12 protein-coding genes and 1 tRNA gene are annotated in these 15,722 nt (G+C 39.8%); 11 read left to right on the top strand and 2 right to left on the bottom strand.

Annotated features, from left to right (window positions below):
• Positions 1 to 520 precede the first annotated feature (520 nt).
• Positions 521 to 1,111, top strand: coding sequence for a TetR/AcrR family transcriptional regulator (locus tag QZT26_RS11595; RefSeq protein WP_099326330.1), 591 nt, complete (start codon positions 521 to 523; stop codon positions 1,109 to 1,111).
• Between the two features lie 13 nt (positions 1,112 to 1,124).
• Here QZT26_RS11595 and QZT26_RS11590 read toward each other — a convergent pair whose 3' ends face one another.
• On the bottom strand, positions 1,125 to 1,988 hold the full coding sequence (locus QZT26_RS11590; RefSeq protein WP_099326331.1) for a 2-oxoacid:ferredoxin oxidoreductase subunit beta: 864 nt from the start codon (positions 1,986 to 1,988) through the stop codon (positions 1,125 to 1,127).
• A 1-nt stretch (position 1,989) separates the two neighbouring features.
• Positions 1,990 to 3,702 carry a 2-oxoacid:acceptor oxidoreductase subunit alpha gene (locus tag QZT26_RS11585; RefSeq protein ID WP_099326332.1) on the bottom strand — a complete coding sequence of 571 codons (1,713 nt, stop codon included), beginning with the start codon at positions 3,700 to 3,702 and terminating at the stop codon, positions 1,990 to 1,992.
• A 355-nt stretch (positions 3,703 to 4,057) separates the two neighbouring features.
• On the opposite strand from QZT26_RS11585, the gene QZT26_RS11580 reads away from it, so the two are divergent.
• The 10 genes from QZT26_RS11580 to QZT26_RS11535 all read left to right on the top strand — a co-directional run bounded on the left by QZT26_RS11580 (position 4,058) and on the right by QZT26_RS11535 (position 15,360).
• On the top strand, positions 4,058 to 6,382 hold the full coding sequence (locus QZT26_RS11580; protein WP_157820678.1) for a sensor domain-containing diguanylate cyclase: 2,325 nt from the start codon (positions 4,058 to 4,060) through the stop codon (positions 6,380 to 6,382).
• Between the two features lie 361 nt (positions 6,383 to 6,743).
• Positions 6,744 to 7,550, top strand: coding sequence for an AsmA family protein (locus tag QZT26_RS11575; protein ID WP_157820679.1), 807 nt, complete (start codon positions 6,744 to 6,746; stop codon positions 7,548 to 7,550).
• A gap of 475 nt (positions 7,551 to 8,025) precedes the next feature.
• A tRNA-Arg gene (locus QZT26_RS11570) sits at positions 8,026 to 8,099 on the top strand.
• A 12-nt stretch (positions 8,100 to 8,111) separates the two neighbouring features.
• Positions 8,112 to 8,753: a histidinol phosphate phosphatase domain-containing protein gene (locus QZT26_RS11565; protein ID WP_099326336.1), complete on the top strand. Its 642-nt coding sequence runs from the start codon at positions 8,112 to 8,114 to the stop codon at positions 8,751 to 8,753.
• Between the two features lie 13 nt (positions 8,754 to 8,766).
• Positions 8,767 to 9,417 (top strand): tetratricopeptide repeat protein, encoded by a 651-nt coding sequence (locus QZT26_RS11560; protein WP_295102276.1) that lies wholly within the window; start codon positions 8,767 to 8,769, stop codon positions 9,415 to 9,417.
• The gene (locus tag QZT26_RS11555) at positions 9,375 to 10,421 is read left to right on the top strand and encodes an RluA family pseudouridine synthase (RefSeq protein WP_157820681.1); all 1,047 of its coding nucleotides are present in this window, start codon (positions 9,375 to 9,377) and stop codon (positions 10,419 to 10,421) included. Before QZT26_RS11560 ends, QZT26_RS11555 begins: the two co-directional genes overlap by 43 nt.
• Positions 10,422 to 10,565: 144 nt before the next feature.
• Positions 10,566 to 10,799 (top strand): twin-arginine translocase TatA/TatE family subunit, encoded by a 234-nt coding sequence (gene tatA / locus QZT26_RS11550; RefSeq protein WP_099326339.1) that lies wholly within the window; start codon positions 10,566 to 10,568, stop codon positions 10,797 to 10,799.
• A gap of 1,062 nt (positions 10,800 to 11,861) precedes the next feature.
• Complete coding sequence (locus QZT26_RS11545) at positions 11,862 to 14,468, top strand: AsmA family protein (RefSeq protein WP_099326341.1); 2,607 nt, start codon at positions 11,862 to 11,864, stop codon at positions 14,466 to 14,468.
• Positions 14,469 to 14,876: 408 nt separating this feature from the next.
• Positions 14,877 to 15,152: a hypothetical protein gene (locus QZT26_RS11540; RefSeq protein WP_099326343.1), complete on the top strand. Its 276-nt coding sequence runs from the start codon at positions 14,877 to 14,879 to the stop codon at positions 15,150 to 15,152.
• Positions 15,130 to 15,360, top strand: a complete 231-nt coding sequence (locus QZT26_RS11535; RefSeq protein ID WP_169703175.1) for a type II toxin-antitoxin system HicA family toxin — start codon at positions 15,130 to 15,132, stop codon at positions 15,358 to 15,360. Before QZT26_RS11540 ends, QZT26_RS11535 begins: the two co-directional genes overlap by 23 nt.
• Positions 15,361 to 15,722 lie beyond the last annotated feature (362 nt).

The raw sequence follows: 15,722 nt of genomic DNA, 5'->3' as shown, positions 1-15,722 counted from the left end.
AACTTGGAATGTCCAATGTTGTTTTCGGCCAGTAATTAAAAGACTTCCAAAAGACATGTAGTCGCAGAATCAATGTTTATAAGTGTTTGCCAAATTTGACTTTAGTAATTTCTTTCCGGAACATGGGCTATATGATTACTCCATTCAGCATGACGAACTGGCTGCCGATTAAACTTCTTGTAAAACGTTTAATCCACTGAATCGTCACCGCATTACATTCTCATCGTCAGCATGCTTAAGAAACACTATAATTGTTGCCCGGGAATGAATATACTCAAGAGGCTTACAATTTGTGATTTATAGACAATGTCGTCGCAGTTCAACACAGACAAACAAAGTTTGTCCATGCTACCCTATTTTCAATTTAAAATTCATATTTTATGGGCATCTTTAGTATAGTATAAGCCCTTACCTTAAAAATTAAGTTTCATTTTCAATCTTGTATATTTTTATTTTTACATAGAACCGTAGAGAAGTTATAGAGTCCTGTTGTAATTCATATACAGAAGAGGGGTATTGTGTGCAAGTAAGAAAATCTACGAAGATCAGGAGACAGCAGATTGTAGACATTATTCGGGCTATTATTTCTTCTAAAGGGATTGAACATGTTACCATAAGCGAAATAGCTGGAGAAATGGGAACCACCAAAGGGGCTATTTACCGGCATTTTAAGAGTAAAAGGGATATACTGCGCTTATTGATAGATAATGTAGAAGAAGCCCTTATGGATACTGTTGACAATGCAATGACGGATGAAAACCCCATTCAAAATTTAAATAATATTTTACTTGCACAACTTACTTTAGCCAAAAATCGTCGGAAGACTTCCTTTGTTGTTATTATGGGAGCCATGCAGTTTAGCGATCCAATCATACGCAAAAAGATATTAGCGCTTATCCAGAAGTACCTGCGGAAAATAGAGAAACTGCTTTTAAGCGGCGTAAAATTGGGATTAATAAAAAAGGACATCAATCCCAGGATATCTGCTATGGCTTTTATGGGGCTTATCCAATCTACTGTAAGCGTGTGGTCATATAAAGATTTTAATTTCGTACCAAAAAAAATGCATAAGCAGCTATGGAATATTTATCAACATGGACTTGGGCTTTAATCTTTGCACATAGTTATGTGAAATCATTCAGTACTATGTCGCTTATATCTATATTTTCTATCTGTTCTTCCACGAGGGGTGACTTTTCCGAAAGCCCGGTCTTTTCTTCAAAGGTCTTTTTTTCTGCCCTGTAAATTATACCAATGGGGATCCTGTCTCCCCATTCACAGGACTTCTGAAAAGCAAGCATCCTGTCTTCCGGATTGTATGATTCATCATCGTTAACTTTATAAATTCTTTTAGAATACCATCCGAAGGTGTTCTTTTTATTAAATGATACGCAGGGCTGCAATACATCTATGAGAGCGAAACCTTTATATTTTATTCCTTCAAGGATGAGCCAGGAAAGATGCTCATAATCTGCAGCATATCCCCTTGCAACAAATCCTGCCCCAATAGCAATCGCCATTTCCAGGGGACAAAGAGGTTCTTCAATTACCCCTTCAGGTTGGAATTTTGTTTGATATCCCGGATCTGTTGTTGGTGATGCCTGCCCTTTTGTAAGGCCGTATATTTGGTTATCGTGAACTATTAACGTTATGTCTAAATTTCTTCGTATATTATGAATAAAGTGATTTCCACCTTCACCGTAACAGTCACCATCTCCGGTAGTAATCACTACTGTTAATTTGTGATTTGCAATTTTTGCTGCAACGGCAACCGGCAGTGCCCTTCCATGAAGACCGTTAAAACAGTTGCATCTGATATAGTGGGGTAGTTTTGCAGCCTGGCCTATTCCGGAAACAAATAAGACATCTTTCAAATCCCTGCCAAGTTTGGCAACAGATTTTTTTACCGCAGTAAGGATACCGAAATTACCACACCCGGGGCACCAGGCTATCTCATCGCTGCTTTTAATATCCTGAACTTCTACCATATTATATCTCCTGTCTGATTTGCTGGATAAGAAAGTCTAAATTAAAAGGTCTGCCATCAAATTTTAATATAGATCTATTGGCTTGAATCCCGGTTTCCCGTTTTAATAATCTTGCAAGTTGGGCTCCGGCATTGTTTTCTACCACAACGGTGTTTTTCGCTCCCTTCAGTAATTCAATCATATCGGCAGATGGGAAAGGCCAGACTTGAGGCAGATGAATGTACCCTATTTTTTTATCAGCGATTGATTCCTTTGTTTCTTTTAATACACCGTAGGTAGAACCGAAACCAATGAGAATACAATCGGCGCCTTCTACATCAAACGCTTTGGGTTTCTCTATTTCGTTCGAAAGGCCTGCCATCTTTTTATAAAATCTTTTTTCAACCATCATTGTGCGTATCCCCGCATCTTCGGTTATGTGCCCTTCTTCTGTATGCTCATCACTGTCTGCATAGACAGGCTCTTCTATCCATGAGGGTATTGCCCTGGGAGAAATGCCTGATTCGGTGATTTGATATCGTTTATAATCTTTCACATTTTTAGACTCTTCCTTTGATAAAATATATCTTTGTACTTTTATTTTATCCAAATCAAACATTTCGATATTTCTATAAGAGTCTGTTAAATGCTGGTCTGACATGATAATTACAGGTATCTGGTATTTTTCTGCCAGATTAAAGGCTTTTATTGTTAAGTAAAATGCCTCTTCTATTGAACCGGGCGAGAATATGAGCCTTGCAAATTCGCCATGACCTGCAGAAATGAGAAAATCCAGGTCTCCCTGTTCTGTTCGTGTGGGGAGACCGGTTGCGGGGCCTGGTCTCTGCCCTTCATAAATTACAATGGGGGTTTCCGTCATACCGGCAAGGCTTAAGCCTTCTACCATAAGGGCAAATCCCCCGCCGGAAGTACCAGTCATTGACCGCACCCCTGCAAAGGATGCCCCGATTATCATGTTTATTGCTGCAATCTCATCTTCTGCCTGTTCGACAACCATGTTAAATCTTTTTGCATATTGTGCCATAAGGTTTGCAAGGCCGGTGGAAGGCGTCATGGGGTATGCAGAATAGAATTTACACCCTGCTTTAATTGCACCTAATCCTATTGCATCACTCGCGGTCATTAAAAGGGTGTCTTTCGCACTGCCTTTTTTTATTTTGAAGATATCCCGTTTAAAATTATTTTTGGCAAAATCATATCCGGCATGAGCGGTTTCTCTGTTTTTTTCTATGAGATCCTTTTTCTTATCGGCGAATGCAGTTCTTAATACATTATCTACGTAGCTAAAGTTCACGCCGGTCATTTCTGCCAAAAATCCACAAGCAACTGAATTAACAAATATTTCGTCCCCTCCAACCTCCTTTGCTATGTTGTACATAGGGATATCAAAAAATGTGCTATCTTCTTCAGTAATATTAAATCTCTTTTTATCGAGGACAATTACCCCGTTTTTTGATATATCTTTTCTGTGGAGATTAACGCTTTTATTATCAAAGGCTACCATGATGTCGGAGTTTTGGCGTAGTGTATGGAGGTGTTTATCTGAGATTCTTATTTGATAAAAATTATTACCCCCCCGTATCCTTGACATGTAATCCTGGGCAGCAAAAATATAGAACCCGGCATTTTTGAACATATTACATAATGCCCCTCCTACAGTTTGCAATCCCTGGCCTGCTTCACCGGCAATTTTTATTGTAAGCTCATTATCCATAAATAGTTACCTCGATAGTATATTTGGTGGTCTCACCCCTTGTAGATTATTTCAAATTTCAATTTATTTTGTCCTGGTGGAAATTCAATCCTTTCATGAGAAAAGGTGAAAAAGGAATGGGAAATTTGTTAAGGCAAGTATAATATGCACGTTATCAAATATGATTGTTCACTGCAAGGATAATTGACAGCGTGGGATTTTGAGGGAAAAAAGAAAAATTACGCAGAAAAAGTGAGGGGTATGGCTAAAATGTGAAGAATGGTACATGGCACAGAAGTGTAATATCGTAGAGGAGACCCTTTGTGGTCGCCCGACTATATGTTACCTGGAATATAATTTATAAGCGAGAAAGACCGTGAATTCAAAAAACCAAAAACCGTCGATGTATGACGTATCAAATTTTACCATTCGTGATATGACGGAATGTTGTAAAGTAGTACGCACTATTGGCAAAGGTGCAAAAAACATGGAAGAAGTTGCCAATAGCATTGTTAATCATTTATACGTCAATTTGATTGATGGGCAGAGCGGCAATAAGGCATGTTCGCTGGTTCGTTTTTTCAAAACGCATACATTTGCAAAGCTCGACCCTGAACTTCAAAACTTTTCAAAAAATGTGTCAGGAAATAGTACTGTTTTCCCGGAGACGAAGTGCCTGACCCTCCTGGCGACCGTTGGTGAAAACCCGGCGTGGAATTCCAGAAAAACCTCAAAAGGGCACAGGGCGATTCCGCTTTTAAGCGAAGAGATGGTAGATCAGATTCCGATGATCAAAAACCTTATTGCGCAGTTGGGGTTAGATACAGACATGGTGATCAAGCCAGACCCACGGTTTCTGTTGAGTAAAAACGATAAAATGTATAACGTCTTTTGCATACCAGAGGCGCTTGGCAGCTCCTGTATTCCTGCGCAGAAAGAATTTGTTATTCCCTATGGGATAAAATCTGTTATAGGATTTGGAGGTCTGTTTCCTTCGGGTGATATCTTTGCGATCATTATGTATCTGAAATGTACCATTACTAACAAAGTGGCGGATCTTTTTAAAATCCTTGCGCCAAATGTAAAAATAGCGGTACTGCCGTTTGAAGATACTGTATTTGCTCAATCCGCAAAAGCTTTTGTGCGTACCGCAGAAATTCAAAAGCTCAAGGATCAAATAGTTGCCATGGAGCAACTGCTGGAGGTGTACGAACAAAGCGTAATTGTGCAAACAATGAAACTTCAGAAAGAAGTATCAGAGCATAAAGAGATTGGGGAAACATTAAAGGACAGAGAACGGTTCCTGCAGACACTTATGGATGCAATTCCAGCCCCGGTATTTTATAAGGATGAACATGGTAAGTATATCGGCTGCAACAGCGCATTTGAGGATTTTTTAGGAATGCGGGAAGCAGAAATTATTGGCAAGACCGTCTATGATGTTGCTCCCACGGAGCTTGCAGATCGCTATCACGAAGCCGATACTGCATTGTTTAATAGGAGGGGAAGTCAGGTTTACGAAACCGTAGTGAAACACAGCAAAGGCTCAGTGCATAACGTTCTTTTCCATAAAGCAGTTTTCAATGATAGGGAAGGCAAACTCGCCGGGTTGATTGGAGTTGTTCTGGATATTACCCAACGGAAGCTGGCTGAAGAAATGCTCCGACACAGGACAAATTTTGAAAAAACAGTTGCGGCGATCTCCAGGCGATTTATAACCCTTTCTGATTTTGATGCCGCTGTTAACGCTTCCCTGGCAGATGCCGGACGGTTGTGCAGGGCAGGAAGGGCATATCTCTTTAAGTCCCGGGACAACGGCACTATTATGGATAATACTCATGAGTGGTGTGATTCGGGGGTTACCGCTGAAATGAATAACCTTCAGAACATTCCTGTTATTGCATTTCCCTGGTTAATAAAAAACTTACAGGAAGGTAAGGTCGTTCATGTTGAGGATGTTTCTGAAATGCCGGATGAAGCAATCGCAGAAAAAATTGAATTTGAGAGACAGTCTATTAAGTCAATATTGGTCCTGCCAATATATATAGAAAAAAAACTACTTGGATTTATTGGTTTTGACAACGTAAGGTCTACCGGCCAATGGTCTGAAGATGATGTGACACTGCTCAATATCATGTCAGAGATTTTGGGAAATGCAATAGCACGTGTTGAGTCGGAAAAACTCATCAGCCACATGGCATATCATGATGCCCTTACTAAATTACCCAACCGTAACCTCCTCTATGACCGATTGAAAGTGGCCATGGCACATGCAATTCGCAGTAAAAACATGGTTGCAATTATAATGCTTGATCTGGATGGGTTTAAAATGATTAACGACTCCTTCGGGCATCAAATGGGTGATTTATTACTCAAGGCTGTCGCAGAACGGTTGATGCAATGTTTGCGGGAAGGAGATACAATTGCCCGTATGGGTGGTGATGAATTTATAATCGTCATTCCAGACCTTGCTCAGACAGAAGATGCCGCTCTGTTTGCGCAGAAAATTCTGGAGGCATTTCGCCTGCCCTTTCTTATTGAGAAGCACGAACTTCATACTACTGCCAGCATAGGTATCACCATCTTCCCCCTCTACGCAAATGATTCAGAAAGCTTATTTAAACAGGCAGATGTTGCCCTGTACCTTTCCAAGGCAAAGGGTAAAAATACCTATCAAATCTACAAACCTGGCGTTACTTAAATTCTGCAATCGATATTAACCCTTCCTTTTGCTGGTTGTATTCCACAAATACTGAAGCCCATGCCCTGAGTAGCCTTCTTTTGGACAACAGTAATTTTGTATTCCATATACATTAAAGGCACACCAATCCTGGAGAGTTACCCTGACCCTCCAGTTGCAGCACAAGCTGGCGATGATTGAGTTTTCAAGTGAGGTTTCGTTTGAACTGAACAATGGCGCCGTGTATAATGCACCGGTCTATTTCGTATTATCCGCTAGGAGGTTACGGAAGCATATGCAGACACCTGCAGGGTTAAATTGTCCGGTGTTGAAGTTCAAGAGGCGTTGCTGCAAAAAAACACTAATTTTACGGGAGAAAAAAATGAAAAAGGGGCCAAAAATTCTAATATCGATTTTGGTGGTGCTGGTTGTTTTGATAGCGGTTGTTGCGCTGCTTACCAAGTTGTTCGGCGACCGCGCATTGAAGGTGGGGATCGAGGCCGGCGCCGAACGATCGATGCAGGTTGGGGTACATCTTGATGATGTATCGCTGTCGATTTTCGGTGGAACGTTGAATTTAAAAAACCTCATCGTCGATAACCCGGAAGGCTATCAGCATCCCAATGTGCTGAAGGTTGGCAATACCTATATTTCCGTTAATATTCGTACCCTCTTGAGCGATACGGTGGAGGTTAAAAAAATCCAACTGGATGATGTCTACCTGACCATCGAACAAAAGGGACTGACCAACAATCTTCGGCATATCCTCAATAATCTGCCCAAGGACGACGCCACGGACGAGCCCGGCAAAAATCTTCTCATCAAGGAACTCCAGATCAATGGCGTGACCGTCGAGGCCAAACTGCTGCCGATACGTGGACAGTCCGACACTGTTAGGCTGAGTGTTGCGCCTATGACGCTTACCAATCTCGGAACCAACGAAGATATTAATGTGGCCAAATTGACTGACATTATTTTGGAGACTATCGCCAGGAGTGTAATGGAACAGGGTAAAGGTCTGCTGCCGCTGGATATGATTAACGACATTGGCAAGGGCGTGCTGGGAGTGGGAACCGAACTGTTTCAGCATGGTACAGGTGTGGGTAAAGGCATCCTCGAAGGGGCCGGCGACGTCGGCAAAGGGGCAACCGATGCCATTCGCGGCATTTTCCAGCGCAAGAAAGAATGACCTCCTTTCGATTGACGATTGAGTCGGTATATAATGGAACGTCCCGGCGGTTTTCCCCTTTCTTGAAGAATCGAAGCATCGAATCCTCATACGCACCCAGAAGTCTTGTTTTTGGTTATAACATGATATTCTCCGGTGAAATAAGGGGAATAAAAAGGTATACCTTCTGTTCTTTTTTGTATTGTTTAAAACCCTTCAAAATCGTTTTTTTCGTGTTATTTTTGATGTCATGCAGTAAAATTTATACCAAGATATTTGATATATTTTTTTACCACATTATTTTTCAGTTTCAAATTCCATGGGTATTTTGTTAATATAACCGCGATTGAAATTTTGTAGCGGCCTGGAAATAATTATTGATAACAAATGCATGCAAAAAGTGGCAACATGCCGGAAGAAATTGCATAAAATATTTCAATTAATGAATATTAAGAAATACTGTAATATATTGTTAAAAAGTGACTTTTATACTAATGCGCCCGTAGCTCAGAAGGATAGAGCAACGGTTTCCTAAACCGTAGGTCGGACGTTCGAATCGTCTCGGGCGCATTAAAAATACTTATGATTGATTTGCACACACATACGCTATTTTCCGATGGTGTACTCTTGCCTTCCGAGCTTATCCGCCGTTGCGAGGTAAAAGGTTTCCGGGGCCTGGCCATTACCGATCATGCAGATTACTCCAATATTGATATTGTAATACCCAATGTATTAAAAGCATGTCAGGAAATAGCATCTACTACCAGGATGAAGGTGTGCGTAGGGGCTGAATTAACGCATGTCAGGCTGGAACATATAAAATTAATGGTTCAGAGAGCCAGAGAGTTGGGTGCGTGCATTGTTTTGGTTCATGGGGAGACAATTACGGAACCCGTTATTCCGGGCACAAACAGGGCGGCGATAGAGGCTGGCGCTGATATTTTGACGCATCCCGGGCTTATTTCCGTTGATGATGCTCGTTTGGCGAAAGAGAAGGGGGTAAGGCTTGAAATATCCGGCAGGAAAGGCCATGCATACGCAAATGGCCACGTCGCCAAAATGGCAAAAAAGGTAGGGGCAAAGCTTGTTATCGGTTCAGATTCTCATGCGCCGGGTGATTTGTTGGACCGTGCGTATGCTGAATTGATTATTCGTGCAGCAGGTTTGGACGATGATGATATTGAAAATATTTTTAGAGAAGCAGAAACTTTAATTGATTTATAAAAGAGAAAGAAAAATGACTGATACAAAATCTGACATACTTGGGGTGTTAAATAAATATAAAATTTTCATTGGTATAGGCGTTGCGGTTGTTATTTCTATTGCAGCAGTGACGGTAACTTTCGTTAAAGCAAAGTCCAGAAAAGATGAAACCGCATGGCAGAGTATGTGGAGAATCAATAGCGATCTTGCAATGGCTGCTCAGGCAGGGAAAACCGAAAAAGATAAAAACGAGGCATTGAACAATGCCATTGAATCATTCGAATACATCGAGGAGGCTTTGGCGTCTTCCGGCACAACGCCATGGATATTATTTCAGAAGGGCAATGTTTATTATGAGTTGAAAAACTATGATGAAGCGATTCGTGCTTATAATGATTTTTTGCAAAGATACAGCGGCCATCCCATTGCTTTCCTTGCGAAACAATCGCTGGGATATGCATATGAAGAAAAAGGACTTTTAGAGGAAGCCTGTAATCAATTTAATGACAACCTGCTATCGAATAAGGTTTTTCTTTTAGCGCAACGGGGGTGGGACGCAGGCCGTTGCTACGATAAATTAGGTCAAAAGGAGAATGCCATTCTCAATTACAACAAGGCAGTGGAGGCAGAACCGGATAGTATTTGGGCGTCTCTTTCGCGGTACCGTTTATCGGTAATCAAATAAATATAATGTTGCAGGAAAGCCAGGCACACGTTAAAGAAGTAACATTGGAAATAAAGAGGGTAGGTGAAAGTAAAAGAATAGACAGATTTATTTCTTCCCGCTTTCCTGACCTTTCGAGGACGTATATACAAAAACTAGTAAAAGAGGGTGCAATTGTTGTAAATGGAAACGTCGTCAAAAGCAGTTATTTCATAAAAAAAGGCGACGTGATTTCCGCTACCGTTCCTGTGCCGGAAGAGACCAAAATTACACCGGAAGACATCCCTCTGAATATCATCTACGAAGATGATTATTTAATGTTGATTAACAAACCATATGATATGGTAGTACACCCTGCAGGAGGGCATCCTTCCGGTACTCTTGTGAATGCAGTTACTTTTTATTGCCAAAATCTCTCTCAGATTAACGGACCCCTGAAAGCGGGTATCGTTCACCGGTTGGATAGAGATACAAGCGGGGTAATGCTTGTGATAAAAAGCGATGCTGTACACTCCCACATTGCAATGCAGTTTGAGAAAAGACTTGTGAAAAAGGAATATTTTGCAGTTGTAGAGGGCGAGGTGGCATTTGATTCCAATGAAATAAATATGCCGATAGGACGGCATAGAGTTGACAGACAAAAGATGGCGGTAAGAAGGGATACGGGAAAAAACGCAACTTCAGTTTACGAGGTAATCGAGCGTTTTCGAGGCTATACGTTGGTGAAGATAATGCCAAAGACGGGGAGAACACATCAAATTCGTGTTCATATGCAGGCAATAGGGCATCCGGTTGTTGCAGATGAAATGTACAGTAAATACAATGCTTGTTTTCGCTCGGATTTGCTTGGTAAGGAAAGGGCTCCTGACGAAGGGTCAATAATTGAAAGACAGGCGCTTCATGCACACAGAATTGAATTTTTCCACCCGATTCTGAACAAACAAATGGCTTTTCAGGTAGATATGGCTGAAGATATCTCTTTTTTGGTTAGCGCACTTCGGGAATTAAGGCCATTACGGAAATGAACAAGAAAATGTGAAATGTGTTTATATGATAAAATGTTTAATAAACGATATTTTTAAAATAATTTTGAAAATAAATATATTGATTTCTAATAGTCTGGTAGTATATTTTACTGACGTTAAATTTTTATAGAAGGAGTTATTGATATGTTTGGTATGCCAGGTGGTTGGGAGTGGATTATTATCCTGATTGTGGCAATTCTTATTTTTGGGAAAAGACTTCCGGAGGTAATGAAATCCTTGGGGAAGGGAATTGTCGAGTTTAAAAAAGGGGTAAAGGGAGTTGAAGACGACGTGGAAGATGTCAGCAGCAAGTCGCCACAGTCAAAGAAAAAAATAGACATCGAGAATGATACTGCAAAGCAGGAAAAAAATAGTTAGTTTTATTTTGAAAAAGGATAATAAAAATGCGGGATAGAAGAAGACAAAGATTAGGCTGGAAGAGTAAGAGAGCAAATCATGGAAGAATGGGTACGAAGGGAAGAAGGGTAGGCAGGTACAAGTAATCAGAAGGCGTTTAACGATGCCGGCCCTTTTGTCTGGATGAAGCTTTCAGGAACAACAATATGTTGAATGTATAGTAAATTTTTATATAGGAATAATTTATTCTGTTAGTTTCGGAATTGAATTGTGCAGAGGTGTTTTTGATTAGAAAACGTAATAATGAGGCATGGCAGGTTCCAGAAAGATTTTGAACGCGAAAGACGTAAGAGAAAATTTACGAAAAATAGAAAAAAAAGTAATAATTTAGTTTTTTATAAAATTACAATAATAGCGATGTTTGCCGCACATTGTAGGGGCGAAGCATTTGTCCGTTTGGGTATTAACACCTTCATGACAATTTACGGCAAATGCTTCGCCCCTATTTTTTCAAAGAACCAAATTATTACGAAAAAAAGGTATTTGTATTTTGCCGTAATAAAGTAAAGATTTATCAATAAAACCGGGAAAAGACGCTGCTTGCTTTTTTTACTTTCTGTCCAAGATCAATTCACACCTTTAAAATCATAGAGAGGCAGTAATGTGCGCTTTGTGGTTTTCTTGCTACACACCTTTGACGTTTGCTGCAAATTTACTGAAAAGCGCACAGAAATGCCAAAAATCCGACACTATTAAAAAATGCGTTGTGTATCAGTTGTAACCGAATGTAGTTTTCCAAATAACGTTTTGAGTGAAATGTAGGGTGCGCCCTACTCGCTAAATTCAACCCCCTGCTCCCGCCCTGGCCTTTACCCAAGCAGTTTAATTTTTTGGGAATAACATATGTTTTGTTTTATGAAGCTCCAAGATGTTAAATTTTATGTCCAAATGGCAAGAAGCATTTAGTCGGGGGCGGCATCTGTCTGGAAACATAGCATTACATAACACAGCCCCGAACATAACCTGGCTTCCCGCCGGACAGGGGTATATCTTAACGCGGTATTACGCGGGAGAATATTTATAATGCGGAAAATAATAATCATACTTTCATCTGTTTTTGTTTTTCTTTTAATAGCAGTGATTGCAGCGCCCTTTGTAATTGACCTAAATAAGTATAAAGACAGGATAATTACACTTGCAAAGCCATATCTGAATCGGGAGTTTGATTTTGCTGATGTTAAACTTACCCTAATAAGCGGCTTGGGGGTAGAAATCAATGGACTGCGTATTGCGGACAATCCGGAATTTGGAAGTGAAGATTTTCTGTCTTTGCAGAGTCTTCGCATAAAGGTGGCGTTGTTTCCGTTATTAAAGAAAAAGATACAAATCAAAAAGTTGATCATGGATGAACCTGTTGTGCGCCTGGTTCGGAATTCAAATGGGGTGTTTAATTTTTCTGATATGGCAAGTGATGCCGAAGAAGACGAAAAGCCGCAGGCAAAGGATGAAAAGAGAAAAGAAAAAAAATCAGGGAGTGAAAAAAAACCTGATAGCGAACACAACATTTTTCTGGCAGGATTAATGGTTTCCCAATTCACCTTACACAGTGGGCAAATACATTTTTTGGATAATTTTGTTCCTGATGCACCGGTGACGATGGTTTTTGATTCATTAAATATAGAATTAAAAAATGTGTCTTTGTATAAACCGATACGGATATATGCATCAGCCGGTTTACAGGGGACAACAGAGCAAAATCTTCTTATAAAGGGCATGGTCGGACCAGTAGGAGATAATATGGATCTTGTGGGTCTTGCTATGGACATTCACGTTTCCGTCCAAAATGTATTTCTCCACAAATTTGTCCCCTATATTCCCGATGGTTTAATGCTATCCCCCCTTGAAGGAATCTTATACATGACGGCAAATATAAAGGGCTCTGTTCATTCAGGATTGGATTTAGAGTCTGTGATTCAGGGCGAAAAACTTGTAATGTCCATAAAAGACTCTGATGAAAAAATACAAAACGTAAATATTACACTGAAAGAAAAGATCAAATATGATGACAGAAAAGGGGATATCGGTTTTCAGCAATTGGATTTGGCGTTGAATGATAACAATGTTTCATTGACGGGCACTATAGAAAATATAAAAACAGATCCGCAATGGGATGTAACCCTCATGGCAAAAATGAATGCACTTGACGAAGCGTTAGCACTATACCCTGTCTTTAAAGAAGCGTTGCCGCAAGATTTTCGATTCACAGGACCTTTAAACATGGAGATAACTTCAAGCGGAAGTAAGGATGCTATGCAAATATCCGGGCATACGGATATGACGAGAGCGGAAATACTCTATGGAGAGGTATTTAAGAAGCAAAAAAATATCCCATTTCAAATATCTCTAAAAGCAAATAAAATTGCAGATATCATTCAACTGGAGGCTTTTGCAGTTAATTTGCAAAATGCATCCCTTAATAGTTCTGGTTCGATAGAAGATATGGTAAACCCTCGTTTTGATTTGGTGAGTACCGCGAATGAATTTTCGTTGAAGGGATGGGATGCAATTGTTCCTTTGTTGAAAGAATATGAGCCGGAGGGTTCGGTTAGTATTAAGAATTATATGAAAGGTAATTTTGATGACGCATTCGTGAATCTACACGTTTCATCCCCTAAACTTTTGTTTAAATTCCCCGCATCTTCTGATAAGAAAGAAGATGAAAATACGAAACAACGTAAAGATGTTGCCGAATCGATTCGTTTTGAACTATTGGCAAAGAAGCTGGCGGACAATATCACAGCAGACGGGGGGCTTGAAATGGGAAATGGAACTATATTGGATATTAATTTTGAAGAAGCGAAGGGGAAATATAGTTTCCAGGATGATATTTTGAAAATACAGAGCTTTCAAATGCGTACCTTTGAGGGAGATATTTCACTTACAGGAAACTATGACTCCAAAAGCATGCAGTGGGATGCAAGCCCTATAATAAATGCAGTAAGGATAGATGGCGTTGTTGATGCTTTTACTCAATACCGCGGTATGATGAAAGGAGTTTTTTCCGGATCGTTTGACATGGGCGGTTCTCTGGGGAAAAACGATAAAATGGTAACGAATGCTAATGGATCGTTTCGTTTGTTACAAGGAGAGATCGAAAACGTAAATTTAATGGAAACGATAATAGATTCTCTTTTGGGGATAAAAGAAGTTTACAAATATGCAGGGGAAAAGAAAGATGTGTTGGAAAAATATGATGTAACACGATTTGATTCTCTCGACGGTGAATTTTCTCTTTTAAATGATATGCTTGATTTAAAAAAGTGTTATCTGGAAAATATTTATACCCCTGATGTTCCAGGTTCAGACGCAAAGCTAAAGGGGGATATCAATTTTGATACCGGGAAACTTGATTTAAGCGGCAAAGTTATATTGTCTTCTGAACATTCAGAAAAGTTGACCAAAAAAGCTAAACCTTTAAAGGCGCTTCTCAATGAAAAGGGGAATATTGTCTTGCCCGTTACCGTTACCGGGACGATGAGTAATCCAAAACCATTGTTGGATACAAGTTATGTACTCAATGCGATGATGAATTATTATGGAAAGGAAGAACTCGAAAAGGGATTGGATAAGTTAAAAGGAAAACTTGGTCTGGAAAAGCTTGGCCTGGAAAAATTATGGCAAAAGGATTAAAGATTAATACTGATTTAAAAGAAGAGAAAAACAGACCGTTCCGCTAAAGCGAATAAAGAAGTCTGCACTTTACTGTTTAAGCACCTCATTCATACTGCCGCTACGGTACCTTTTAGCTACCTATTCTACACAATAATTATCAATATAAGGGAATCCCAATGAACACGTTAGGTTAAAACTTAAAGGGTTAAAAGACGAATTAATCAAAACAGACAGTAACCCTTGAAGCATGAGAAGAAAAAAACATTTAGATTGTGATGAAAAAGACGAAAAGAAAATAAAATGCGAAAAATGAGTTTCAGACGTTCATCCGATAAAATCTAGCAAGGCGGAACCACAGATTTCGCAGATTACGCAGACAAAAAGATGCGAATTAATCTTTGGCATTATTCAAACAGGAGGTATAGAATGCAAGGAACGAGGTATATTCTCAGTGAGTATGTGGAACAAGCTATGGCACAAGCCCTTTACGACAAGCTTGAAGATAGTACATTTTCAGGCCGTATTCCTGTTTGTAAAGGGGTTGTGGCGTTTGGTACTACATTGCACCAGTGTGAGGACGAATTACGTTCAACACTTGAAGATTGGATTTTGGTTGGGTTGAAATTTGGCCATACTTTACCAGTGATTAGAGGTATCGATTTGAATAAGGAGCCAACCCGTGAGCCGATGGACGCCCTGTAAACGGAGAGATTTTATTCGCCGTTTACGAAAACTCGGTTTTGACGGTCCTTTTTCTGGAACCAGACACAAGTTTATTGTCTATCAACAATACTGTCTCACTATTCCGTCTAATGATGAGTATTCAGTGCCTCAACTTCGTATGATGATAAGGGAAGCGGAAGAAATAATAGGTAGTGAAATTACCGTTGATGAATGGAATCGTTTGTAAAAATAACAAATATATTCCCATGAATGGACTTTCAGGTATGCCTATTGTTGAAAGATATACCAAAAAGTTTTGTAGTGTATTCTTTTTCTTTTTTTAAGAGAATCGGAGTGGATGATAGGAAATATTTGTATGTAAATCATTATGTTATCAGGGAAAACAAAAGAAGCAATGGCAGGTAGCGGATACGAAAGCAATTCAACTTACGTATGACGTGTTAAGTAATAGTTATGTAAACCACGGCAACGTCAAAGTCACCCTACGAAAGACGCGGATCAAGAATTTGTGCCAAAAGCTCCCGTCAATAAGTGGAGAAGAAAGTAAAAAACGATAGAATTCCCATATAAATCGGCAGAAATGAGCAA

This window comes from uncultured Candidatus Kuenenia sp., from assembly GCF_900696675.1.
GTDB classification, from domain to species: domain Bacteria; phylum Planctomycetota; class Brocadiia; order Brocadiales; family Brocadiaceae; genus Kuenenia; species Kuenenia stuttgartiensis_A.
Note: the sequence above shows the minus strand (reverse complement) of the source record. Positions and strands in the feature narration are given on the sequence as shown.

Bases quoted from the DNA above. Each gene is read 5' to 3' on its own strand.
- QZT26_RS11590 (WP_099326331.1), bottom strand. From the start codon at position 1,988: ATGGTAGAAGTTCAGGATATTAAAAGCAGCGATGAGATAGCCTGGTGC.
- QZT26_RS11585 (WP_099326332.1), bottom strand. From the start codon at position 3,702: ATGGATAATGAGCTTACAATAAAAATTGCCGGTGAAGCAGGCCAGGGA.
- QZT26_RS11575 (WP_157820679.1), top strand. From the start codon at position 6,744: ATGAAAAAGGGGCCAAAAATTCTAATATCGATTTTGGTGGTGCTGGTT.
- QZT26_RS11565 (WP_099326336.1), top strand. From the start codon at position 8,112: ATGATTGATTTGCACACACATACGCTATTTTCCGATGGTGTACTCTTG.
- QZT26_RS11560 (WP_295102276.1), top strand. From the start codon at position 8,767: ATGACTGATACAAAATCTGACATACTTGGGGTGTTAAATAAATATAAA.
- tatA (WP_099326339.1), top strand. From the start codon at position 10,566: ATGTTTGGTATGCCAGGTGGTTGGGAGTGGATTATTATCCTGATTGTG.
- QZT26_RS11545 (WP_099326341.1), top strand. From the start codon at position 11,862: ATGCGGAAAATAATAATCATACTTTCATCTGTTTTTGTTTTTCTTTTA.
- QZT26_RS11540 (WP_099326343.1), top strand. From the start codon at position 14,877: ATGCAAGGAACGAGGTATATTCTCAGTGAGTATGTGGAACAAGCTATG.